The organism is Streptomyces sp. NPDC048278 (assembly GCF_040652195.1).
GTDB lineage: Bacteria > Actinomycetota > Actinomycetes > Streptomycetales > Streptomycetaceae > Streptomyces.
Map to the genome: position 1 here is coordinate 716,025 of NZ_JBEZLP010000001.1, position 22,404 is coordinate 738,428.

Annotated in this window: 21 protein-coding genes; 16 read left to right on the forward strand and 5 right to left on the reverse strand. The window is 72.5% G+C overall.

Going from position 1 to position 22,404, the window contains the following annotated elements:
- The first annotated feature begins 116 nt into the window (after nucleotides 1–116).
- From AB0D74_RS03270 to AB0D74_RS03285, 4 genes are all read left to right on the forward strand, one after another.
- Nucleotides 117–3,164: a BTAD domain-containing putative transcriptional regulator gene (locus AB0D74_RS03270; protein ID WP_362579956.1), complete on the forward strand. Its 3,048-nt coding sequence runs from the start codon at nucleotides 117–119 to the stop codon at nucleotides 3,162–3,164.
- 174 nt (nucleotides 3,165–3,338) lie between these two features.
- Nucleotides 3,339–4,004, forward strand: coding sequence for a M15 family metallopeptidase (locus tag AB0D74_RS03275; RefSeq protein ID WP_362579958.1), 666 nt, complete (start codon nucleotides 3,339–3,341; stop codon nucleotides 4,002–4,004).
- Between the two features lie 59 nt (nucleotides 4,005–4,063).
- Entirely contained in the window at nucleotides 4,064–4,612 is a 549-nt protein-coding gene (locus AB0D74_RS03280) for a sigma-70 family RNA polymerase sigma factor (RefSeq protein ID WP_362579960.1), read from the forward strand.
- A gap of 141 nt (nucleotides 4,613–4,753) precedes the next feature.
- A complete protein-coding gene (locus tag AB0D74_RS03285) occupies nucleotides 4,754–5,836 on the forward strand; it encodes an NlpC/P60 family protein (RefSeq protein ID WP_362580172.1) in 1,083 nt (360 codons plus the stop codon).
- Nucleotides 5,837–5,887: 51 nt separating this feature from the next.
- Here AB0D74_RS03285 and AB0D74_RS03290 read toward each other — a convergent pair whose 3' ends face one another.
- On the reverse strand, nucleotides 5,888–6,466 hold the full coding sequence (locus AB0D74_RS03290) for a PadR family transcriptional regulator (protein ID WP_362579962.1): 579 nt from the start codon (nucleotides 6,464–6,466) through the stop codon (nucleotides 5,888–5,890).
- A 53-nt stretch (nucleotides 6,467–6,519) separates the two neighbouring features.
- Between AB0D74_RS03290 and AB0D74_RS03295 the strand changes: the two genes are divergently transcribed.
- Complete coding sequence (locus AB0D74_RS03295; RefSeq protein WP_362579964.1) at nucleotides 6,520–6,933, forward strand: nuclear transport factor 2 family protein; 414 nt, start codon at nucleotides 6,520–6,522, stop codon at nucleotides 6,931–6,933.
- A 52-nt stretch (nucleotides 6,934–6,985) separates the two neighbouring features.
- On the opposite strand, the gene AB0D74_RS03300 is transcribed toward AB0D74_RS03295, so the two are convergent.
- The 3 genes from AB0D74_RS03300 to AB0D74_RS03310 form a co-directional block, all read right to left on the reverse strand.
- A complete protein-coding gene (locus AB0D74_RS03300) occupies nucleotides 6,986–7,678 on the reverse strand; it encodes a CBS domain-containing protein (RefSeq protein ID WP_362579966.1) in 693 nt (230 codons plus the stop codon).
- A gap of 140 nt (nucleotides 7,679–7,818) precedes the next feature.
- A complete protein-coding gene (locus tag AB0D74_RS03305; RefSeq protein WP_362579968.1) occupies nucleotides 7,819–9,546 on the reverse strand; it encodes a GAF domain-containing sensor histidine kinase in 1,728 nt (575 codons plus the stop codon).
- Between the two features lie 129 nt (nucleotides 9,547–9,675).
- A complete protein-coding gene (locus AB0D74_RS03310; protein ID WP_362579970.1) occupies nucleotides 9,676–10,116 on the reverse strand; it encodes a pyridoxamine 5'-phosphate oxidase family protein in 441 nt (146 codons plus the stop codon).
- Between the two features lie 229 nt (nucleotides 10,117–10,345).
- Between AB0D74_RS03310 and AB0D74_RS03315 the strand changes: the two genes are divergently transcribed.
- The gene (locus tag AB0D74_RS03315) at nucleotides 10,346–10,726 is read left to right on the forward strand and encodes an STAS domain-containing protein (protein ID WP_362579972.1); all 381 of its coding nucleotides are present in this window, start codon (nucleotides 10,346–10,348) and stop codon (nucleotides 10,724–10,726) included.
- Here AB0D74_RS03315 and AB0D74_RS03320 read toward each other — a convergent pair.
- Nucleotides 10,723–13,107: a phosphoketolase family protein gene (locus tag AB0D74_RS03320; protein ID WP_362579974.1), complete on the reverse strand. Its 2,385-nt coding sequence runs from the start codon at nucleotides 13,105–13,107 to the stop codon at nucleotides 10,723–10,725. The genes AB0D74_RS03315 and AB0D74_RS03320 overlap by 4 nt on opposite strands.
- A gap of 41 nt (nucleotides 13,108–13,148) precedes the next feature.
- Here AB0D74_RS03320 and ppk2 point away from each other — a divergent pair, with 41 nt between their 5' ends.
- From ppk2 to AB0D74_RS03370, 10 genes are all read left to right on the forward strand, one after another.
- Nucleotides 13,149–13,952 carry a polyphosphate kinase 2 gene (gene ppk2, locus AB0D74_RS03325; RefSeq protein ID WP_362579977.1) on the forward strand — a complete coding sequence of 268 codons (804 nt, stop codon included), beginning with the start codon at nucleotides 13,149–13,151 and terminating at the stop codon, nucleotides 13,950–13,952.
- Between the two features lie 294 nt (nucleotides 13,953–14,246).
- Nucleotides 14,247–15,971, forward strand: coding sequence for a sulfate permease (sulP, locus tag AB0D74_RS03330; protein WP_362579980.1), 1,725 nt, complete (start codon nucleotides 14,247–14,249; stop codon nucleotides 15,969–15,971).
- Nucleotides 15,972–16,216: 245 nt separating this feature from the next.
- On the forward strand, nucleotides 16,217–16,681 hold the full coding sequence (locus tag AB0D74_RS03335; RefSeq protein WP_362579982.1) for a cyclic nucleotide-binding domain-containing protein: 465 nt from the start codon (nucleotides 16,217–16,219) through the stop codon (nucleotides 16,679–16,681).
- 121 nt (nucleotides 16,682–16,802) lie between these two features.
- Nucleotides 16,803–17,504 carry a response regulator transcription factor gene (locus tag AB0D74_RS03340; protein ID WP_362580173.1) on the forward strand — a complete coding sequence of 234 codons (702 nt, stop codon included), beginning with the start codon at nucleotides 16,803–16,805 and terminating at the stop codon, nucleotides 17,502–17,504.
- Nucleotides 17,505–18,407: 903 nt separating this feature from the next.
- Nucleotides 18,408–19,640: a MarR family winged helix-turn-helix transcriptional regulator gene (locus tag AB0D74_RS03345; RefSeq protein WP_362579986.1), complete on the forward strand. Its 1,233-nt coding sequence runs from the start codon at nucleotides 18,408–18,410 to the stop codon at nucleotides 19,638–19,640.
- Nucleotides 19,637–20,209: a helix-turn-helix domain containing protein gene (locus AB0D74_RS03350; protein ID WP_362579989.1), complete on the forward strand. Its 573-nt coding sequence runs from the start codon at nucleotides 19,637–19,639 to the stop codon at nucleotides 20,207–20,209. Before AB0D74_RS03345 ends, AB0D74_RS03350 begins: the two co-directional genes overlap by 4 nt.
- Nucleotides 20,210–20,276: 67 nt before the next feature.
- Nucleotides 20,277–20,405 carry a hypothetical protein gene (locus AB0D74_RS03355; RefSeq protein WP_362579992.1) on the forward strand — a complete coding sequence of 43 codons (129 nt, stop codon included), beginning with the start codon at nucleotides 20,277–20,279 and terminating at the stop codon, nucleotides 20,403–20,405.
- The gene (locus tag AB0D74_RS03360; protein WP_362579995.1) at nucleotides 20,402–21,118 is read left to right on the forward strand and encodes a ParA family protein; all 717 of its coding nucleotides are present in this window, start codon (nucleotides 20,402–20,404) and stop codon (nucleotides 21,116–21,118) included. Before AB0D74_RS03355 ends, AB0D74_RS03360 begins: the two co-directional genes overlap by 4 nt.
- Nucleotides 21,119–21,425: 307 nt before the next feature.
- Complete coding sequence (locus AB0D74_RS03365) at nucleotides 21,426–21,722, forward strand: hypothetical protein (protein ID WP_362579998.1); 297 nt, start codon at nucleotides 21,426–21,428, stop codon at nucleotides 21,720–21,722.
- A gap of 122 nt (nucleotides 21,723–21,844) precedes the next feature.
- Nucleotides 21,845–22,387 carry a hypothetical protein gene (locus tag AB0D74_RS03370; protein WP_362580000.1) on the forward strand — a complete coding sequence of 181 codons (543 nt, stop codon included), beginning with the start codon at nucleotides 21,845–21,847 and terminating at the stop codon, nucleotides 22,385–22,387.
- The last annotated feature ends 17 nt before the right edge of the window (nucleotides 22,388–22,404 follow it).

The following is a 22,404-nucleotide window of genomic DNA, read 5'->3' on the forward strand; positions in this document are numbered from 1 at the left end:
TTCCGTCCGGCGGGTCGGACGGAACGGTTCCGGACACGACGGCCCGGTCGTCGGGCTGCCCGGACGGTGGCCGCCGATATCGTTGTCGGCATTCGCGGGGCGGCGATCGGGGACCGATGTTCGAAGTACGTCTGCTCGGCCCGGTGGAGGTCTGGGACGGGGGCAGGCGGGCCCCGCTCGGCGGCTCCCGGCCACTTGCCGTCCTCGCCGCGCTCGTCGTCCACCTGGGCGAGGTGATCTCCACCGAGCGCCTGGTGGACTTCGTCTGGGACGAAGAGGCGCCGGCCACCGCGGGCGCCCTGGTCGCCACCCATGTCTCCGCCGTACGCCGGGCCCTGGCCCGGGTCGGCACCGCCGAGCTGGTCCGCACCCGGCCCCCGGGCTACGTCGCCGACCTCGCCCCGGACCGGGTCGACGCCCGCCGCTTCGAGGAACTCCTCGCGGCCGGGCGGTCCCTGGGCCGCACCGAGGAGGCCGCCGACGTGCTCGCCGAGGCGCTCGGGCTGTGGCGGGGGCGGGATGCGCTGGAGGGGCTCGGGCAGTCGTTCGCCCGGATCGAGGCGGCCCGGCTCACCGAGCTGCGGCTGGTGGCCCAGGAGGAGTCCTTCGGGCTGGCCCTGGACCTCGACCGCGCGGACGCCACCATCGCGCCGCTGCTCGCCCATGTGGCCGCCCATCCGCTGCGCGAACGGCCGCGCGGCCAGCTGATGACCGCCCTGTACCGCACGGGCCGGGTCTCCGACGCGCTGCGCGTCTACCAGGAGGGCCGGTCGGTGCTCCGCGACGAACTGGGCATCGACCCGGGTCCCGAGCTGCGGGCGGTGCACCAGGCCGTCCTCACCCAGGACTCCGGCGCGCTGGGCGGAGGGCGGGCCGCCCGGCCGGTCCCGGCTCCCCGGAACGGGCGGAGCCGCCCCGCGCCCTCCCATCTGCCGCCCGACATCGCCGACTTCGTGGGCCGGGCGGAACAGGTCAGGTGGGCGACGGAGCTGGTGCGGGGCGTCGGCGACGCCGGCCGGACCGCCCCGCCGATCGGGGTGATCTCCGGGCGCTCCGGCATCGGCAAGACCGCTCTCGCCGTGCACGTCGGCCACCGCACCGCCGACCTCTTCCCGGACGGCCGGCTCTTCGTGGACCTGCGGGCCGCGGACACCACCCCGCTGGAACCCGCCGACGCGCTGGCCCGGCTGCTGCGCGCGATGGGTGTCGACCCGGACACGCTGCCCTCCGGCGTCGAGGAGCTGACCGGCCTGTACCGCACCCACATCGGGCACCGGCGGACCCTGATCGTCCTGGACAACGCGGCCGGTGAGGCGCACCTGCGGCCCCTGCTGCCACCGGGCCCGGAGGCGGCGGTGCTGATCACCAGCCGCCGCCGGCTGGTGGCGCTGGAGGGCGCCGCGCATCTGGACCTCGCCGTCCCGGACGAGGCCGAGGCCCTCGGCCTGCTCCGCCGGGTGGCCGGTGCCGGGCGGAGCTGGGCGGAGCCGGAGCAGGCCGCCGAGATCGTCGCCCTGTGCGGGCGGCTGCCGCTCGCGGTGCGGATCGCCGGGGCCCGCCTGGCCGCCCGTCCGCACTGGGCGCCGGGCCGGCTCGTCGGGCGGCTGCGCGACGAACGCCGCCGGCTCAACGAACTCAGCGCCGGGGACCTGGAGTTGCGCGCCAGTCTGGAGCTCGGCTACTCGGACCTCGACCCGCAGGAGCGGCGGGCCCTGCGCCGCCTCGCCCTGCTGGACCTGCCCGACTTCGCGGCCTGGATCGCCGCTCCCCTGCTCGACATAGGGACGGAGGAGGCCGAGGAGGCGGTCGAGCGGCTTGTGGACTGCCACTTCATCGACGTGGTCGGCGTGGACGGCACCGGTCTCGCCCGCTACCGCATCCACGACCTCGCCCGCGAACACGCCCGCGAGCGCTGCCTCGTCGAGGAGAGCGCCGAGGACCGCGCCACCGCGGTGCTGCGGCTGGCGGCGAGCTGGCTGGACCTCGCCCGCAAGGCCGCCGCCCGGGGACCCGGCGGCGCGACCCGCCACTTCCCCGAACCGGCCGCCGTCCGCCCGCTCGGCCCCGAGACGGAAGAGGCCGTCCTCGCCCGGCCCGCGGCCTGGTTCGCCGCCGAACAGGCCGGGCTGCTGGCCGCGGTGACGCACTGTGCCGACCACGGCATGGCCCGCACCGCCCGTGACCTCGCCGGGGCGCTGATCGCGAGTTCCGCCGCGCTGTACAACCAGTTCGACGCCTGGTCCCGCGCGCACACGGCGGCCATGGCGGCGGTGCGACGCGGCGGTGACGTGGAGGGCGAGGCCTGGCTCCTCGCCGGACTCGGTCAACTCCGTTACGAGCAGGACCGGTTCGAGGACTCCTACGCCTACTTCGCGGACGCGTTGCGGCTGTTCGGGGAGCGGCTGCCGGACGGGGCGGCCGTGGCCCTGGCCGGGATGGGCACCGCCCGCCGCGAACAGGCCCGCTACGGCGAGGCGCTGGAGCTGCTGGAGACCGCGCTGGAGCGGTACGGCGACACGGGCGACGCCGGTGCCCGGGCGGGCGTGCTGTACGGCATCGGCTACGTGCACCGCGAGCAGGGGCGCGGCCCGCAGGCCCGGGCGGCGCTGTCCGGGGCCCTCGCGCTGTACCGGGCGGCGGCCGACCTGCACGGCGAGGGGCTCACCCTGCGCTCGCTGGCCCTGTGCGACCGGGCCGAGGGCCGGTACGCGGATGCCGAACGGCTCTTCCTCGACGCGCTGCGGATCTTCACCGGCTTGCACGACACCTTCGGCGTGATGTACACCGAACAGGCGCTGGCCAAGGTGGAGTTGCGCACCGGGCGGCCGGCCGAGGCGGGGCGGCGGCTGATGCGGTGCCTGGCCGTGGCCCGGGAGCGCCAGGACCGGTTCGGCGAGGCACTGGTGCTGCGCACGCTCGGGGAGCTGCGGCTGGCGGCCGGTGACACCGAGGCGGCCCGGGAGCCGCTGGAGCGGGCGGCGGACCTCTGGGCGGAGTTGGGGCTGCCGCTGTGGCGGGCCCGCACGGTGTGGGACCTGGCCGGGGTGTGGTCGGCCGACGGTGAGACGGAACGGGCGCGCGCGGCACGGGCGGAGGCGCTGGAGGTCTTCCGGTCGGTCGGCGGGCGGGAGGCGTCGGAGCGAGCGGGGGACGGGACGCCGTAGCCGTACGGCGGCTGCGGCAGCCGCACCCACACCCGCACCCGCACCCGCAGCGCATGGCATGGCATGGCATCGCATCTCGCCGGATCGGGCCGGATCGTCGCTGTAGAAGGCCTGGTGACGCGCTTGCAGGGAAGCTGCAGAGCAATTGCAGCGGCCCCGGGCACGCTGTTCCTCGTGACGGACATCATCACGCTCTCCGACTCCCGGGTCGCCGAGGTCACCGAGCAGGAGTGCGGTGAACCGCTGGTCGATCTGCGGGACACTTCCGACCTGCGGATCGACCTCCGGCAGGCCGACGCCGACGGCAGCTACGCGCACCTGCGCCTCGGGGCACTGCGCAGGCTGCTCCAGGCGCAGTCGCTGCTGCCCGCCGGGCTCCGCTTCCTGGTGGTCGAGGGGTACCGCCCGCCCGACCTGCAACGCCGCTACTTCGAGCAGTACGCGGCGACGCTGCGCGCGGCCCACCCCGACGCCGGCCCGGACCGGATCCGCGAGCTGGCCAGCGCCTACATCTCGCCGCCGGAGGTGGCCCCGCACGTGAGCGGCGGGGCGGTGGACCTGACCCTGTGCACCGCCGACGGCACCGAACTGGCGCTGGGCACGGAGGTCAACGCCACCCCGGAGGAGAGCGCGGGTGCCTGCCGTACCGGGGCACCGAACGTGGGCGCCGAGGCGCGTGCCAACCGGGTGCTGATGGGCCGGGCGCTGACCACGGCCGGCTTCGTCAACTACCCCACGGAGTGGTGGCACTGGTCCTACGGCGACCGGTACTGGGCCCTGCTGAGCGGGGCGCCGGCCGCCCGCTACGGGCCCGCCGCCGCACCCGTCAGGACCGCGTGACCGGCGGGACCTGACCCCTCTCGCACCACCGACGACCAGACGACCAACGGGGGACGACCATGGAAAGCCACGGCGGTACGTGTACGCAGGACCCGCGCGACGAGGTGGACGGCGTCGGCGAGTCCGTGAGCCCGGGAGAGTTCGACGCCTCCTTCACCGCCGACATGCCGAGACTGCGCAGGCGGCTGCTGGCCCTGACCGGCAATCCGCACGACGCCGACGACCTCCTCCAGGAGACGTATCTGCGGCTCTCCCGGCGGGCCCGCGCCCGGAACCTGACGCCCCAGCAGTACCCGTACGCCTACGCCTGCACGGTCGCGCTGAACCTGCTGCGCGACTCCTGGCTGCACCCCTCCCGGCGGGAGCGCACCACGGACCGCCTGCCCGAGGCCGGCTGGGACGGCGGATTCGGCACCTACGAGGCCTCGGCCACCGCCCTCGCGCTGCTGAGCATGCTCTCGCCGAAGGAGGCCGCCGCGGTGATCCTCGTCGACCTGGAGGGACTCACCCACGACACGGCCGGGGAACGGCTCGGCACGCATCGCGGCACCGTCCAGCGCAACCGGATGCGGGCGCTGGCGAAGATGCGCGCCGCGCTGGCCGGCTGAACTCCGGGTGCCGCGCCCCGACGGGGGTGGGGCGCGGCATCCGGTGGATCCGCCCGACCCCCGCACCCGGCTCCACGTCGACGAAGGATGCACACCTTGAACCTCATCACGTCCGCCAGGACGCTCACGGTGGTCGCGGCTCTGGCCACGGCCCCGCTGCTGCCCGTCACCGCGCACGCCGCCGCCCAGGACACCTCGTGCGGGGTGCTGGCCTCCGGCGCCTCGGCCACCGCGCAGGCCGCCGTGCAGGCGGCCTGCTCCCAGATCGGCGTCTGGTACAGCTGGGGCGGCGGCCACGGCGCCACGCCCGGTGCCACGTACGGCTACTACGACGGCTCCGACCCGGACAGCCTGCACGACAACGAGCGCATGGGTTTCGACTGTTCGGGCCTGATGCGGTACGCGTACTACCGGGCGACCGGCCGGGACCTGCTCAACGGCACGGCCGACGACCAGTTCCACAGCCCGCAGGCCTCGGCCCGCTTCTCGGCGGGCCAGGGCACGGCTCCGCTGGTCCCCGGTGACCTGATGTTCTGGGGCAGCGGGTACGTCCACCACGTCGCGATGTACCTGGGCGCGGGGCAGATGGTCGAGGCGTACGAGTCGGGCACCCACATCCGGGTGACCCCGGTCCGCACCGGCGGCGACTACGCGGGCGCGATCCGCATCAACCCGACCGGCACACCGGTACCCCCGCCGGCGAACGGCGGTTCGACGTTCCAGACCTGGGGCACAGGGGTGCACACGCACTCCACGCCCAGCGTGCACGCCTCGGTGGTCGACACCTTCGCCGGTCCCACGCAGATCTCCGTCCAGTGCCAGGAGCACGCGGAGGAGGTGAGCGCCGAGGGCTACACCAACGACATCTGGGCCAAGCTCGCCGACGGCTCCTGGATGACGAACATCTACATCAAGGGCCCGGCCGAGCTGCCCGGCATCCCGGACTGCGGCGGCGACAACCCGCCGCCGCCGAGCGGGGGCAGCACCGCGTTCCAGACCTGGGGCACGGGCGTGCGCACGCACAGCGAGCCGAACGTGAACGCCGGTGTCGTCGACTACTTCCCGCAGCCGACGACGGTCAACGTGGTCTGCCAGGCGCACGCCCAGACGGTCACCGCCGAGGGGTACACCAACGACGCCTGGTCCAAGCTGACCAACGGCGCGTGGATGACGAACATCTACCTCAAGGGCCCGGCCTGGCTGCCGGGGGTCGCCACCTGCTGACCCGCCGCCGGCCACGGGGTGTCCGCCACGGCGGGCACCCCACCTCGGCGCCTACTCACTTTGTTCACTATGAACGGCCGCCCGCTGTTCGAGTCTGCGCAGGGCCAGGTCCCCCCACTGGAGGTTCTCCCGCTCGAAGGACATCCCGCGCAGCAGGGTGAGGTACGGCCCGATGCGGTCCGTCTCGGCGAAGTACGCCTCCTCGGACCGGCCGGCGAGGAGACGCTGCCGGATCCGCTCGTAGCGGGCGAGCTTGGCAGTGGCCCACTCCATGCGCTCGGCGACGGCCGTCCGGACCGCGTCGATGTCACCGACGTCCGCGCACTGCACCTTGACCAGCAGCTCGTCGCGGACCACCGCGGGCCGGCCGGGGGGCGCGGCCGTGTAGGCGCGCACCGCCTCGTGGCCGGCGTCCGTCAGTGAGAACAGCCGTTTGTTGGGCCTGCGTTCCTGCTCGACGACACGGGCGGCGACCAGTCCGTCCGCCTCCATGCGCTCCAGTTCGCGGTAGAGCTGCTGGGGCGTCGCCGTCCAGAAGTTGGCGACCGTCGCGTCGAATCCCTTCGCGAGGTCGTAGCCGGAGGCCTCTCCCTCCAGGAGGGCGGCCATCAGCGCATTCCGCAGAGCCATGGGAGCACGCTAGCATCCACCTACTCAATTTTTTGACTAGGTGAGGTGGACCCATGCCTTCCGTGCACCCCGTACACCCCTTCCGCAAGGCCGTCGAGAGCGGCGACATGGATGCCGTGGCCGCTCTGCTGGCCGACGACGTCGTCTTCACCAGCCCGGTCGCCTTCAAGCCGTATCCGGGCAAGCCGATCACGGCCGCGATCCTGCGTGCGGTGTGGCAGGTGTTCGAGGACTTCACCTACGTACGCGAGATCGCGAACCCGGACGGCCGCGACCACGCCTTCGTGTTCACGGCAACGGTCGCCGGCAAGCGGCTCCAGGGCTGCGACTTCCTGCACTTCGACGAGGACGGGAGGATCGACGAGTTCACGGTGATGGTGCGTCCGCTGTCGGCCGCGCAGGCGCTGTCCGAGGCGATGGGCGCCCGGTTCGAGCAGATCGCGCAGGAGGCCGCCGGCGGCCGGTGACCCCAGTCGGTGCCCCCGGCCGGGGCCGCCGTGCCGCCGCGGGCGGCCCGGCTCAGGCCGGTGGAGCGTGCCGCACCTCGGGCAGGTCGGGGTCGAGGTCCGGGCGGCGGGGCGGACCCGCGAGCGCGCAGTCCACGGCGACCACGCCGTCGACGCCCCGCACCCACCCCACGGCCACCGGGACCAGCGCGGTGTCCGGGACGCGCCCGGTGAGGGTGACGACGCCGTCGCGGACCCGCACGCGCACCGGTTCGGCCGCGTCGGGGAAGAGGTGCGGGACGATGTCGTGCCGGATCTCCTCGGCGATGTCCTCGTCGTCCCGCAGGAACACCTTCAGCAGGTCGGCACGGCTCACGACGCCCTGCAGCAGGCCGTCCGCGTCGACCACCGGAAGCCGTTTGACGCCGTGCCGGGCCATCGTGCGCGCGGCCTCCGGCAGCGCGGCCCCGGGGTGGACGGTGACCGCCGGGACGGTCATCAGCTCCTCCGCGGTGACCGCCGTCGCCTTGCCGCGGCCGGGCGGCGCGGGCCGGGGGCCGGGGTCGCCGCCGCGGGCCTGTTCCCTGCGCAGCAGGTCGGCCTCCGAGACGACGCCGACGACATGCCCGTCGTCGTCGAGGACGGGCGCCGCGCTGACGTGCCACTGCTGCATCGCCTGCACGATGTCCTTGAAGGCCGCGCCATGGCGCAGGGCGAGGACGGTGCGGGTCATCACGTCGCTCACAACGTGTGGTGAGCCGGTCATGGCCACCTCCGGAGTCCGGCTGCCGTGGTCCGACACTCCCAGAATCGGCCATCCTCGCCCCGAGGGCATAGTCCGAACGGTCCCGTCCCCCCTCCCGGCCTTCACGTGACCGGGCGGCGCGACGGCTCGGGCGGCCGGCGCTACGGCCGGGACACCGGCACCCGCCACACCAGGGTCGTACCGCCGCCCTCGGCACCCGCGGGGCACTCCCACTCCAGCCGGCCGCCGAGTTCCGCCGCCCGCTCGGCCATGTTGCGCAGCCCGCTGCGGCGGCCGTCGGGCGGGATGCCGACGCCGTCGTCCCTGACGGTGACGACCAGCTCCCGGCCGTCGGTCGCCAGGGCGACCTCCGCACGGCCGGCGTGCGCGTGCCGGGCCACGTTGGTCAGGGCCTCGGACAGGACGGCGACCGCGTGGTCGGCGATCTCCTTGGGCACGTCCGTGTCGATGAGCCCCTCCATCCGCACGCTCGGCGCGAACCCGAGCGCCGGGGCCGCCTCGCCGACCACCCGCACGGCGCGGGCCCGCAGCCCGGTGCCGGCACCGTCCTCCCGGGTCCGCAGCCCGAAGATGGTCGACCTGATGATCTTGATGGTCTCGTCCAGGTCGTCCACGGCCCGCAGCACCCGCTCGGAGGCCTCCGAGTGCTCGATGAAGCGCCCGGCGCTCTGCAGGGTCATCCCGGTGGCGAACAGCCGCTGGATCGCCAGGTCGTGCAGGTCCCGGGCGATCCGGTCGCGGTCCTTGAGCACCGCGATCTCCTCGGCGTCCCGCCGCCGCTCCGCCAGCTCCATCGCGATGGCGGCCTGGGCGGCGAAGACCTGGAGGGGCTCGGTCTCCGCCGCGGTGAACGGCGGCTGTCCCGTCTCGCGGGCCAGCAGCACCACGCCCCGCGCCCCCGCGCCGCCCGTGCCGATGGGGATCGCCATCGCCGGGCCGAGCCCGGCGAAGCGCGGCGGCTCGGGCGAGACCCGCTCGTCCCGGTTGACGTCCAGGCTGGTCACCGCCGCGCCCCGGGAGAACGCCAGGCCCATCAGGGTCCGGTCCACGCCCAGCACGAGCCCCCGGTGGTCGTCCGCGTCCATGCCGACGGCGATCTCCACGGTGAGCGAGTCGGTGTCCGTCATCGGCGTCGCGACCGCGGCCAGCGCAGAGCCGGTGATCTCCCTGGCCTGCTCGGCGATCAGCCCGAGGGCCTCGGCGCTCGCGCTGCCGGACATCAGGCTGTGGCTGATCTCCGCGCTCGCCCGCAGCCAGCGCTCGCGCAGCCGTGACTCCTCGTACAGCCGGGCGTTGTCGATCGCGACGCCGGCCGCCACGGCCAGCGTCGACGTCACCGACACGTCCTCCTCGTCGAACTGGCCGCCGCCCCGCTTCTCGGTGAGGTAGAGGTTGCCGAAGACCTGGTCGCGGACGCGGATCGGCACCCCGAGGAAGGTGTTCATCGGCGGGTGGTTCGGCGGGAAGCCGTACGAGGCCGGATGCTCGGAGAGCTTGGTCAGGCGCAGCGGCTCGGGGTGGCGGATCAGCTCGCCGAGGATTCCGTGGCCCTCCGGGAAGGGGCCGATCCGGGCGATCTCCGCCTCGGTGACGCCGACCGTGTGGAACGCCGACAGCCGCCTGCCGTCCGGCCCGATCACGCCGAGGGCCCCGTACTCGGCGTCGACCAGCACGGCCGCCGCCTCCACGATGCTGCGCAGGGCCTGCTCCAGGTCCAGCTCCCGGCCGACCGAGAGGACCGCCTCCAGCAGACTGTGCACACGGTCCCGGGTGCCGCGCGCCGCGTCCAGCCGGGCCTGCAGCTCCTCCAGCAGGTCGTCCAGCCTGAGCTGCGGCAACCGTACCCGGGCCGCCTCATGGCTCTCCACCGCACTCCTCCCGATCCTGTCGACCCGTACACCGGCAGGTCCGGTCAAAGCCCACGGTAGTGGGCGCCCGCGGCGTCGGGCATCTGGATCGGGGAAGTCGGTTCCGGTGCCGACGGGAGTACCGCGAGGTCAGGAGACGGGATCCAGGCCGTACAGGGTGCGACCGCCGGTCAGTTCGCGTCCGGTGACCAGTTCCGGCTCGATGCGGACGAAGACCTCGCGCGGGGAGGGCACCCAGGACCTGGGACCGTCGCGGACGAGCCGCTCGTGTTCGACGGGGTCGCCGACCACGGTCGCGCGGCCGGTCACGACGACGCTCCAGCCGGCCTGCGCGACGGCGTCGACCTCGTCGGCCTCGAACGCGACGACCGACCCGTCGACGGCCCGCACCAGCTCCGAGGCCTCCGACGTGCGCAGGACCACCGCTCCGTCGCGGTCCAGGCCGAAGTTGACGGGCAGCACGGCCGGCAGCGCCCCGCGCGTGTGGACGATACGGCCGACCGGCACCCCGGCGAGCCGCCGCAGGCACTCCGGCCGGTCGAGTTCACGGAATCCGTCGTTGGCATACATCGTCCGTCTCGCCCTTCAGCTCTCTCGGCACTCTCGGCACTCTCGGCTCTTCGGCACTTTCGGCTCTCTCACGACGGCGTCCACACGTACGACGCCGCCGGTGCCGCCCGCGGAACCAGCCTGTACCCGGCCCGGCCGGGTCCGCTTGGGCCGTTCGGGCCTGCCGCCGGGGGCCGAGGGGACCGAACGGCCCTTCCGCGCGACCCGCCCACTGGACTTCGCTCGTTCCATGGGCGACAACCACACGAGGTCCGCGACGTACCGCACGACCCGCACCGACGAGGGCGCCACCGTCGTCACCCTGCACGGCGACCTCGACCTGCTGGCGGTTGCGGCACTCTCCGCCGCCCTCGACGACCTGACGTCCGGTGCGGAGCCCGATCTGGTGATCGACCTGAGCCCCGTCCCCTTCATCGACTGCTCCGGCCTCGGCCTCCTGTGCCGGGCCCGCAACCGGGTCCGGTACCGCACCGGCAGACTGCGGCTGGTCGCACCGGCCGACGACGTCCCCCGGCTGCTGCGCCGCACGGGACTGGCCGACGCCTTCGACCTGTACCCGGACCTCCCCGAGGCCCTCGCCGCCCAAAGCACCTCCGGGGCGGTCGCCTAGCCGTTCCAGGTCCAGTCGGCGACCTCGGGCAGGTCGGTGCCGTGGGCGCGGATCCAGGCCTGGTGGCGGGTGCGGACGTCGGCCATCTGCTGGCGTACGGCGGCGGCGCGGACGGCGAGGCCGGGGACCCGGTCGATGACGTCCATGACCAGCCGGTAGCGGTCCAGGTCGTTGCGGACGACCATGTCGAACGGCGTGGTCGTGGTGCCGGACTCCTTGTAGCCGCGCACGTGCAGGTGCTCGTGGCCGGTGCGGCGGTAGGCGAGGCGGTGGATGAGCCAGGGATAGCCGTGGTAGGCGAAGATCACCGGCCGGTCGGCGGTGAACAGGCCGTCGTACTCGAAGTCGGTCATGCCGTGCGGGTGTTCGTCCTTCGGGAGCAGCCGGGTCATGTCGACGACGTTCACCACCCGCACGGCCAGTTCCGGCAGGTGCCGGCGGAGCAGCTGGGCGGCAGCGAGCACCTCCTGGGTGGGCACGTCACCGGCGCAGGCGAGGACGGCGTCGGGCTCCCGGGAGCCGTTCTCCGTGCCGGCCCACTCCCAGATCCCGGCGCCGCGCGCGCAGTGCTCGCGGGCCTGGTCCATGGAGAGCCAGTCGAAGCAGGGCTGCTTGCCGGCCACGATCACGTTGACGTAGTCGCGGCTGCGCAGTGCGTGGTCCGCCACCGAGAGCAGGGTGTTGGCGTCCGGCGGGAGGTAGACGCGGACGACCTCGGGGCTCTTGTTGAGGACGTGGTCGACGAAGCCGGGGTCCTGGTGCGAGAAGCCGTTGTGGTCCTGGCGCCAGACATGGGACGTGAGCAGGTAGTTGAGGGAGGCGATGGGCGCCCGCCAGGGCAACTCCCGCGACGTCTTGAGCCACTTGATGTGCTGGTTGACCATCGAGTCGACGATGTGCACGAACGCCTCGTAGCAGGAGAACAGTCCGTGCCGGCCGGTGAGGAGATAGCCCTCCAGCCAGCCCTGGCAGGTGTGTTCGGAGAGGATCTCCATCACGCGGCCGTGCCGGTCGAGGTGTTCGTCGACCGGCAGCCGCTCGGCCTGCCAGGCCTTGCCGCTGGCGGCGTAGACGGCCTGGAGCCGGTTGGAGGCGGTCTCGTCGGGGCCGACCAGGCGGAAGTTCCGGGCGGCGCCCGTGTCCCGCATGACCTGTTCCAGCAGGTCGCCGAGGACGCGGGTGGGTTCGTGCAGGGTGGTGCCGGGCTTGTCGACGGGGACGGCGAAGTCGTCGAGGTCGGCGATGGGCAGGTCGCGGACGAGGAGGCCGCCGTTGGCGTACGGGGTCGCGCCCAGCCGCTGCGCGCCGTCGGGGACGCAGGCGAGCACGTCGGCGGCGGGCCGGCCGTCGGCGCCGAACAGCTCCTCGGGCCGGTACGACCGCAGCCAGGCCTCCAGCTGCCGCAGGTGCTCGGGGTTCTCGCGGACGCCGGCCAGCGGCACCTGGTGGGCCCGCCAGGTGCCCTCGACGGGCTCGCCGTCCACCGTCGCCGGGCCGGTCCAGCCCTTTGGCGTACGCAGCACGATCACCGGCCAGTGCACGCGCTCGGTGACCCCCTCCTGGCGTGCCGTGCGCTGCATGACGGCGATCCGGTCCAGCGCGTCGTCCAGTGCGGCGGCCATGGCCCGGTGGACCTCGTGCGGGTCGTCGCCCGTGACATGGATCGGTTCGTGGCCGTAGCCGCGCAGCAGCGAGTCGAGTTCGGCCTCGGGCAGGCGGGCCAGGACGGTCGGGTTGGCGATCTTGTAGCCGTTGAGGTGCAGGATCGGCAGGACGGCCCCGTCGTGCACCGGGTCGAGGAACTTGTTCGAGTGCCAGGAGGCGGCCAGCGGCCCGGTCTCCGCCTCGCCGTCGCCGATCACGCAGGCCACCAGCAGGTCGGGGTGGTCGAGGGCGGCGCCGTAGGCGTGGGAGAGGGAGTAGCCGAGCTCGCCGCCCTCGTGGACGGAGCCGGGGGTCTCGGGGGCCACGTGGCTGGGCACCCCGCCGGGGAAGGAGAACTGCCGGAACAGCCGCTCCATGCCCTCCGCGTCACGGGACACGTCCGGGTAGGTCTCGCTGTAGCTGCCCTCCAGCCAGGAGTTGGCCAGGACGGACGGTCCGCCGTGCCCCGGCCCCCATACGCACAGCGCGTCCAGACCGCGCGCCCTGATCACCCGGTTGAGGTGGGTGTACACGAGGTTGAGGCCCGGCGAGGTGCCCCAGTGGCCGAGCAGCCGGGGCTTGATGTGCTCGGGCCGCAGGGGCTCGGTGAGCAGCGGGTTGGACATCAGGTAGATCTGGCCCGCCGCGAGGTAGTTGGCGGCACGCCAGTGCGCGTCCAGGGTGCGCAGCTCGTCGTCGGACAGTACGGTGGCGTCCTGGTGTTCGACCTTGGACATCGGATGGCTCCATGGATAGGTCATCGGGCGGTGGAGGCGGCATGGCCGGCGAGCAGGCGGCTGAGCTGCCGCGCAAGGTGTACGAGGCGGAACTGCTGCGGTTGCAGACCGAGTTGGTGAAGCTTCAGGAGTGGGTGCGGGCCACGGGTGCACGTCTAGTAGTGATCTTCGAGGGACGGGACGCGGCCGGCAAAGGCGGGACGATCAAACGGGTGACCGAACACCTCAATCCGCGGATCGCCCGGATCGCGGCGCTGCCGAAGCCCACCGAGCGCGAGCGCACCCAGTGGTACTTCCAGCGGTACGCGGAGCATCTCCCGGCGGCCGGGGAGATCGTGCTGTTCGACCGGTCCTGGTACAACCGGGCCGGCGTCGAACGGGTGATGGGCTTCTGCACGAAGGACGAGTACCAGCTCTTCCTGCGGCACTGCCCGATCTTCGAGCGGATGCTGGTGGAGTCCGGGATCCTGCTGCGCAAGTACTGGTTCTCGGTGAGCGACACCGAGCAGCAGGACCGGTTCCGCAAGCGCCTCGAAGATCCGCTCAGGCGCTGGAAGCTCTCGCCGATGGACCTGGAGTCGATCACCCACTGGGAGGCCTACTCCCGGGCGAAGGACGAGATGCTGGTCCACACGGACGTCGCCGACGCGCCCTGGTACGTGGTGGAGAGCGACGACAAGCGCCGGGCCCGGCTGAACATGATGGCCCACCTGCTGTCGACCGTGCCGTACCACGACGTGCCGCCGCCGGTGCTCAAGCTCCCGAAGCGACCGCCGTCGACCGGTTACGAACGCCCGCCCAGGGATCTGCAGACCTACGTCCCCGACCACACGGCGAGCCTCTGAGCGGCGGCAGGTCACCTCGACCACGACCGGGCGGCCCTCTCGACGGTCCCGGTGCGGGGGCGGGTGCGCGGGCACTGCCATGGCGGCGATCCCTTCGGGGAGCCGGGGACGGCGCGGACGGTTCCTGACGCCTCCACCCTGGCGGGGCGGGCGCGGGCACGCCGGATGCCGAAGGTCGGTACCCGTTGGGCCGAACGGCCCCGACCGTGTGCCCTGTTGAACATGTACACGGCGTGTGCGTCGCGGCGCGGCGCGGACCGGCGGATTCTGGGCTCACCTGACGGAAGGCGAGGCATGACCCACGGCAGCAGCGGCGGGCCCCCGGCGTGGCACCGGCTCGTGCCCGGACTCGTCTCGCTGCTCGGCTACCGGCGCGCCTGGCTGAAGGGCGACCTGCTGGCCGGGGTGACCGTCGCCGCGTACCTGGTGCCGCAGGTGATGGCGTACGCCGGGGTGGCCGGGCTGCCCCCGGTCGCCGGGCTGTGGGCGATCCTGCCCGCCCTGGCCCTGTACACGGTGTTCGGCTCCTCGCGGCTGCTGTCGGTCGGCCCCGAGTCGACGACCGCCCTGATGACGGCCACGGTGGTCGCCCCGCTGGCCACCGGCGACCCCGACCGGTACGCCGTACTGGCGGCCGGCCTCGCCGCCACGGTCGGCCTGCTCTGTCTGATCGCGCGCGCCGTCCGCCTCGGTTTCCTGGCGGACCTGCTCTCCCGCCCCGTCCTGATCGGCTACCTGGCCGGCGTCGCCCTGATCATGGTCGTGGACCAGCTGCCCAAACTCACCGGGGTGCCGGGGACCGGAACCGAGTTCTTCCCCCAGCTCTGGTCGTTCCTCACCCGTCTGGGCGAAGCCCATGCGCCGACCGTGGTCTTCTCGGCGGCTGCGCTGCTCTTCCTTCTCGTCGTCACGCGCTGCTTCCCGGTGCTCCCCGGCCCGCTGCTGACCGTGGTCCTGGGCACGGCGGCGGTGGTGGCGTTCGACCTCGACGACCGTTACGGCATCAGGGTCATCGGCACGGTCCCCGCGGGTCTGCCCGGCCTCGCCGTGCCCGACCCGACCGAGCTGCCACGCCTGGTGCTCCCCGCCATCGGGGTCCTCCTGGTGGCGTACACGGACTTCATCCTCACCGCCCGCGCGTTCGCCGACCGCGGTCCCGACGGGGGGCCAGGGCTCGACGCCGACCAGGAGTTCCTGGCCCTCGGCGCGGCCAACCTCGGCGCGAGCGCCCTGCACGGCTTCCCGGTCAGCAGCAGCGCCAGCCGCACCGCCCTGGCCACCTCGGCGGGGGCCCGCAGCCAGGCGTACTCCCTGGTCGCCGGTGCCCTGGTCCTCGCGGTCCTGCTCTTCCTGAGCCCCCTGCTCACCCGGACGCCCGCCGCGGTGCTCGGCGCCCTGGTCGTCTACGCGGCGACCCGGATGACGGACCTCGCCGGCTTCCGCCGCCTGGCCGCCTTCCGCCGCCGCGAACTGCTCCTCGCACTCGGCTGCCTGGCCGGGGTCCTCGCCCTGGACATCCTGTACGGCGTGCTGGTCGCCGTCGGCCTGTCGGTGGCCGAACTGCTGACCCGGGTGGCCCGCCCGCACGACGCGGTCGAGGGCCTGGTGCCCGGCGTGGCCGGCATGCACGACATCGACGACTACCCCACCGCCCGCACGATCCCCGGGCTCCTGGTCTACCGCTACGACTCGCCCCTGTTCTTCGCCAACGCCGAGAACTTCCACCGCCGGGCCCTGGCCGCCGTCGACCAGCAGACCGCGCCCGTCCGCTGGTTCGTCCTCAACATGGAGGCGAACGTCGAGGTCGACATCACCGCTCTCGACGCGGTCGACGCCCTGCGCCGCGAACTGATCGCGCGCGACGTCGAGTTCGCCCTGGCCCGGGTGAAACAGGATCTGCTGGACAGCCTGGAGGCGTACGGCCTCGCGGACGCGGTCGGCCACGACCGCATCTTCCCGACCCTCCCCACGGCCGTGACGGCGTACCGCGCGTGGCAGGCGGCACAGCCGGGGCGGTAGCGCGAGGGCCACTGATGGCTCCGCGGGCTCCGCGGGCTGCGCGGGCTCCGCGGGCTGCGCGGGCTCCGCGGGCTGCGCGGGCTCCGTGGGGTACGGCCGTCCGGGGCCACGGCCGTACCGAAGGTCCCGGGCCGAGGGGACCGCTCGGCCCATGGCGGGCCCGGCCCCGGCACCGCACGCTGGCAGTGGCAGCGCGTACCCACGCCCCGCCCCTTCTCGTCCCGTCCCACTCCGGGAGGCAGGCCATGAACACCCCGTCGACCCTCAGCATGCCGCGCGTGCTGTCCGCCGAGCGGCAGCGGCAGCTGATGTGCCACGCCCGTGAGGTCTCCTTCCCGCAGGGAACGCGGATCTTCGAGGAAGGCGGTCACGCCGACCGGTTCTGGATCGTCCGGACCGGCCGTGTCGACCTCGACATGCACGTCCCGGGCCGCCGTGCGGCCGTCATAGAGAGCCTCGGCCACAACGAGCTCATCGGCTGGTCCTGGCTGTTCGCACCCCCCGTCTGGCACCTGGGCGCCGAGGCCACCACCCCCGTACGCGCCTACGAGTTCGACGCCGCGACCGTACTGGCCCTGTGCCAGGAGGACCCGGCGCTGGGCAACGCGGTCAGCCAGTGGGTGGGCCAGGTCCTCGCACACCGCCTGCGCGCGGCCCGCAAACGGCTGCTGGACCTGTACGCCCCGTACGGCGCGGGCGCGAGCGTCTGACGCAAGTGGGGGCCGGTCGGCCCTAGTGCGAACGGCCCCCGCGGACGATGATCGTCGTGGGCGGCCCGCAGCCCGCGGTCTGCCCACGGTCCGGGACAGCCGGGGACAAGGGGACGTCATGATGTCGGAGTCACGCACCTTCTCGGAGCAGGACCCGATCCGCGTGTTCCTGCTGGACGACCACGAGGTCGTCCGGCGCGGCATCACCGACCTCCTCGAAGCGGAACCCGACATCGCGGTCGTCGGTGACGCCGGCACCGTCCAGCACGCCCTCGCCCGCGGCCCCGCCCTGCGCCCGCACGTCGCCGTCCTGGACGTCCGGCTGCCCGACGGCGACGGCATCACGGTCTGCCGGGAACTGCGCGACCAGATGCCCGGCCTGGCCTGCCTCATGCTCACCTCCTTCGACGACGAGGACGCCCTGCTGGACGCGATCATGGCCGGGGCGTCCGGCTACGTCCTCAAGCAGATCAAGGGCTCCGACCTGGTCTCGGCGGTCCGCACGGTCGCCTCGGGCCAGTCGATGCTGGACCCCGCGACCACGGCCCGCCTCATGCGCTCCCTGCGCGCCGACCCCGCCGAGACCCCGTCCGTGCCGCCCGAACTGGCGGGCCTCTCGCCCCGCGAGCGGGACATCCTCGCGTTGATCGGCGACGGCCTCACCAACCGTGAGATCGGCAGGAAGCTCTACCTCTCCGAGAAGACCGTCAAGAACCACATCTCCCGCCTCCTCGCCAAGCTCGGCGTCCAGCGCCGCGTCCAGGCCGCGGTCCTCGCCACCCACCTGGAGCAACCGGAGAGCGGCGGCCGACCGGCGAAGTAGCGGCGGCCGGCCGCCGAAGCAGATCGCAGAACGCAGAACGCAGCGGGGCTTCCGTATCAGGGCTTCCGTGGGGCGGAAGCCGTGTTGCGGCGCCGAGACGCGCTTCCCGACGATGGCGCCACGACCCAACGACGGGAGCCGAACGCCATGCCGCACACCACGGCATTCGCCAGGAACCAGTGGTACAGCTAGCGCAACTTTCTGACCTGCGCTCATGTGGGGGCGATGAGGCTGTGACCTGCTAGGACGGGTTGCAGAGGCGATCGGAGGCAGTCAGAGGAAACCGCTCTGATTCGACCCCGGTTCGACCCGGGTCGCTCAGAGGCAGTCAGAGGCATCAGCCTCCCCAACTGCCCTTTGAGCACTCGGTGTTGACCGGTACGGATCCAGGGTGGCAACTCTGACAGGCCTCTCGGTCGTCTCCGGTCGAGCCGCGATGGGGACGCCTGCCTCCGACAGGTGCCAGAGCGCACGAAAGCCCCCAGGACGGCAATCCTGGAGGCTTCGCCGGCACCGATTGGAGGTCGGTTCCGGACACCACCACTGGTTTTAGCGGGCCTTGGTGGCGTCCATGTCCTTGGGACGACCCCAGAATGCCACACCCCACAGCCCACCCGCACTACTCCTCGTCGGCTTCACGTCCGGTTTTCTCCCCACCAGAGGCAACCACAGGCAGCCACACCACGTTGCAGGAACTCGCCTCCCTCCCCAAGCCCGCCGCCGACCTGGTCCTGCTCGGCGACCTCACCGGCCGCTACGCCACCGGCAGTTACAGCAGACTGGCCGCCGACGGGCGGACCGTGTCCCTCCGCGCAGACCGCCAGGGCGCCGGCGGAGCACGGTCACCGGATCACCGCGGCAATCGCCTGCCATGTCGCCCGCGCCGGCGGCAGCCTCGGCCAGTTGATACGGCTGCTGCTGCACCCCGAGCACGAGGGCGGACGACACGCTCGCGGCATCGCGCTGCGCTCCGGACAGACCCGCGCCCTGGATTACATCCGCAGGGTCTGGACCAACGCCGTCCAGACCGTCAGCACCACTATGGCGCTCGGTTCCCGGGACCACGTGTACGAACTCCTGGCCGCCCTGCGGGACCGAATCGAGACCACACCGTGGCGCGGGGAGCGGGGCCGGACCGCGCTGCGGGTTCTGCGGGCGCACCTGAACTTCGCGGAGACCGCGGGCGGGCCTCTGCACCACGCCAGCGAGCGGCAGACCGCCGAGGAAGCCGGAATCTCCAGCACGACCCTGCGGGCCGTCTACGAGACCGTCCTCAAACCCCACGGCTGGCTACGCCGCCTGCGCGTGGGGCACGGCCGGGAGGGCTCCACCTGGTACCTCGCCATCGGCACCCCTCGCCGACCTGTGGCGCTCGCTGTGTTGTCTCGTTCCCGTACCACTCAGTTCCCCCCCGAATCGGCACTTGAGGAGTGGACCACCCCTGAGACCGGTACGGCGCCGGACATCGACTCCACCGTCCTCGGCCGTCTGATGGGCCACGACGCCTTCGCCCATCACGGCCTCGGCAGCGCCGCCCTCGTGATCATCAGCGCCCTCCACGCACGCCAGGACCAGACGGTCGGCGAACTCGTCGGCACCTCCTCGGTCTCCCGCGCCAGCACCTACCGCACCCTGCAACGCCTCGTCGACCACGGTCTCGTGCACCACACCGGGGAGACCTGGGCCCTGACGCCTCGTGCCCTGGAGGGCTACGGCATCAGCCTTTCGGACGGCGACACCGGCCACACCGTCGCTCCGGCACAGGGCTGGGACGAGGTCGCCGAGCAACACGGAACCAGGGGCGTCGCCGCCCGGCGGAAGGCTCGGCACACGATCGAGCGTGCTGCCTACCGCGAGGCCGTGGACCGGTTTGCCGAACATCGCAGCAGGGCTGTGGTGCTCCTCCGCGACGGCCGCCAGGTCCTGGTCCCAGTGCCGCGCCCCGACGAGATCCCGCCGGCGTGGCACGCCCCGGACGGGCGCGTCCTCGATCCGGTGACCGGCCGGGCGGCTGACGGCTGGCGGGTGGCGACGGACGGCCGGCTGATCCTCATCACCCCCGCCGACCAGCGCAGTTACGACGAGCTGGCCGCTGCCCACACCCAAGCCCTCAGCGAATGGGAGTCCACCGCATGAACCCACCCTCCCCACCGACCGAACCCGACAGCGAACCGCCCAGCCTCCAGGAGCTGCGTGAACAGTACGAGGCCGGTGCCACGGTCCAGGAACTCGTGGACGCCAGTGGCCTGCCCTACGGCACGCTGCTGAACCGGCTGCACGAGGCCGGGACAGTAATGCGGACATCGTGGCAGACCCGCAGGCTCCGCGAGGACCCCCAAGCCCGCGCTCGTCTGGCGGCCCGGCTGCGTGTCCTCTACGAAGAGCACGGCGCAACCCTCGACGAACTGGCCCGCAAAGCAGGCAAGTCGAAACCAGCCACGCGACGCCTTCTCGTCGAGGCCGGTGCAGAGGTACGCACCACACAACAAACACGCGCGATCCGCTCCGCGCCGTCGAAGGCCAAGCGGCAGAAGCTCGCGCTCTGGCTGCGGAAGCAGTACGAGGCCGACGCTTCGGTCCCGGACCTGGCGAAAGCGTGCAACTTCTCCGTCGCCACGGTCTACCGGCTCCTGCGCGAGGCCAGGACCCCGATGCGACCACAGCACCGTCACGGCCCCGCCCAACAGTCGAGGAAACAGCCGTGAAGGCCCGCTGCGAGGCCGCGTGCGCGCTCAGACAGGCCATCCACCCCGCGCACGGTTGCCATCCCAGATGGAGGTGCCTGGCCCGGGCACCACCGCGGTCAGCCTGACGCCCAGTCCGTCCCAGACGGTCGGCGCCCGCCGCACCACCACCGTCAGCGCACACCTCGTTTCTACTCTGGAGATCAAGCACACGTGAACGAGAACACCCGCCCCAAGACCCTGGCCGCGGCCACCATGAGCGCCTGGGACGCCTTCGTCATCGTCGTCGGCATGCTCAAGGGCGGCACCGGCAAGACCACCTCCGCCTGGTTCATCGCCCTCTACCACGCCGTCGTCCTCAACCTGCCCACCCTGCTCTTGGACGCCGACGCCACCAGCCAGTCCGCCTACGACTGGTTCAAGGGCGCCCAGGCCGCCGGCTTCGACATCCCCACCAACCTGGTGGTCGAGCGGTACCCGTTCGACGACATCGCCGAGTACATCCGTGCCAAGCGCGCCGAGTTCGGCGCGATCGTGGTCGACGCCGGCGGCGGCAGTGCCCGCATCTTCCACGAGGCTGTTACCGAGGCGAACCTGCTGCTCGTCCCGGTCGCCCCCACCAAGATCGAGCGCCGCAAGCTAGTGGCCACCTTCGACGAGGCCGAGCGCGCCGCCGCCCGCAACGAACACGGCGTCACCTCCCACGTCGTGATGGTCAAGGCCGACGACCGCACCAGCCTGCCCGGCCGCGCGAAGGACCAACTCCTCGACCCCGTTAAGGGCGAGGGCATCGGCCCGGACCGCGACGAGGCCTTCCCGCTCGCCGACACCACCATCCACTCCTGGGTCCACTACATGGAGGCCTTCAGCGAGATCCCCACCGAACTGAGCGAGTACGCCAACCTGATGAAGGAGCTGACTCAGGCATGAGCGAGAAGTCCGCCACGCCGACTGCTGAGGCACCGAGCGGCCCCGTCCCGGAGCCGGCCGCCAGTCAGCCAGTTCGCCCGGCCGTCGCCGCCACCGAGGCGGGGCGGAATCCCCCGGTCAGCCGATGGAGTGGCAGCTACCGCCTGTTCTCCCGGCTGCCGAGCCCGCAGCACCTGCCATCCAGCCCACGCAGCCAGCCGCACCCGTTGTGCAGCACGGGACGTCCGCGGCTCCTGGCGCAGCCCGGGGCGCCGAGGTGGCGCTTCGCCCTGCAGATTCTCCGGCGGCAGGTGGCAACGGGTTCCCGGTGAGGACCGATGTTCCATGGGCTCACCAGGAACAGGATGCGCAATCGCAGGCAGCGCCCAGCGAAGGAACACCGTGGGCTCAGGGATCCGGCCGTCCCAAGGACATTCCTGAGACCGCCGTCGTTCTCAACCAGCGCATCATCGCGCGCGAGAGTCTCGACCCGTCGGTCCCCGCGGCGCTGAAGCTGAAGAAGCGGATCAAGCGCTTCGCGCTGGACAACGAACTCGACCACCTGCCCAGCGGCGACATCGTCTCGGTTGCACTGGACCAGTGGCTCACCACCCGCGGGTTCTGACCCGACCGCAAGGCACAGGGCGGCCCCCCTCACGCAAGGGGGCGGCTGCCCTGTGCCGACTATTCCAATAGCCCAATAGGCGGATAGCTATCGGCCTATCCGGACCGACCGGAGCAGCTCGCGTGCCTGATCACTCCGTCTACGCCCGCCGACTACGTGAAATCGCCGACGCGCTCGACGCCGAGCCCCAGCAGACCGATGACGTTCTCACGCCGCACCCGGACACCCTGGACGTCATCAGAAACCGGCACACCAAACGCGGACAGTTCAACCACGCCGTCCCCGAAGTCCTCCAGCTCCAGCGTCGGATCCGCCGCTACAACGCCGACACCGGCGTACCGCACGGAGACATCGTCGCTCTCGCCCTCGACACCTGGCTCCGCGCAAAGGGCTACCCGCCCGACCTCAAGCCGCGAGGGACAGAGGTCCTCTCACCAGACATCTCACAGCAGAAGCCATCGGGCCCCGTGCTTCACGGTGAGGGTGGCTCTGCCGATCACCGTACAGACCCCACTCCAGATCCCGTTCTGCCCGCTGCGGTGCCATGGCGCATCTTCATGTCCGCCCCCAGCCGGGCAATGACGCTCGATTGGAAGAGGCTGAATAGTGATAGACCCGCTCGATTCGACATAGGCGTGTTGGCCTTGGTGGTAGTCGTCCCGTAGCTGCATTCCTTCGTACC

Coding starts and splice junctions, on each gene's coding strand:
- AB0D74_RS03270 (WP_362579956.1), top strand. CDS start 117: ATGTTCGAAGTACGTCTGCTCGGCCCGGTGGAGGTCTGGGACGGGGGC.
- AB0D74_RS03280 (WP_362579960.1), top strand. CDS start 4,064: ATGGAAAGCCACGGCGGTACGTGTACGCAGGACCCGCGCGACGAGGTG.
- AB0D74_RS03290 (WP_362579962.1), bottom strand. CDS start 6,466: ATGGCTCTGCGGAATGCGCTGATGGCCGCCCTCCTGGAGGGAGAGGCC.
- AB0D74_RS03295 (WP_362579964.1), top strand. CDS start 6,520: ATGCCTTCCGTGCACCCCGTACACCCCTTCCGCAAGGCCGTCGAGAGC.
- AB0D74_RS03300 (WP_362579966.1), bottom strand. CDS start 7,678: ATGACCGGCTCACCACACGTTGTGAGCGACGTGATGACCCGCACCGTC.
- AB0D74_RS03310 (WP_362579970.1), bottom strand. CDS start 10,116: ATGTATGCCAACGACGGATTCCGTGAACTCGACCGGCCGGAGTGCCTG.
- AB0D74_RS03315 (WP_362579972.1), top strand. CDS start 10,346: ATGGGCGACAACCACACGAGGTCCGCGACGTACCGCACGACCCGCACC.
- AB0D74_RS03320 (WP_362579974.1), bottom strand. CDS start 13,107: ATGTCCAAGGTCGAACACCAGGACGCCACCGTACTGTCCGACGACGAG.
- ppk2 (WP_362579977.1), top strand. CDS start 13,149: ATGGCCGGCGAGCAGGCGGCTGAGCTGCCGCGCAAGGTGTACGAGGCG.
- sulP (WP_362579980.1), top strand. CDS start 14,247: ATGACCCACGGCAGCAGCGGCGGGCCCCCGGCGTGGCACCGGCTCGTG.
- AB0D74_RS03335 (WP_362579982.1), top strand. CDS start 16,217: ATGAACACCCCGTCGACCCTCAGCATGCCGCGCGTGCTGTCCGCCGAG.
- AB0D74_RS03340 (WP_362580173.1), top strand. CDS start 16,803: ATGTCGGAGTCACGCACCTTCTCGGAGCAGGACCCGATCCGCGTGTTC.
- AB0D74_RS03350 (WP_362579989.1), top strand. CDS start 19,637: ATGAACCCACCCTCCCCACCGACCGAACCCGACAGCGAACCGCCCAGC.
- AB0D74_RS03355 (WP_362579992.1), top strand. CDS start 20,277: ATGGAGGTGCCTGGCCCGGGCACCACCGCGGTCAGCCTGACGCCCAGT.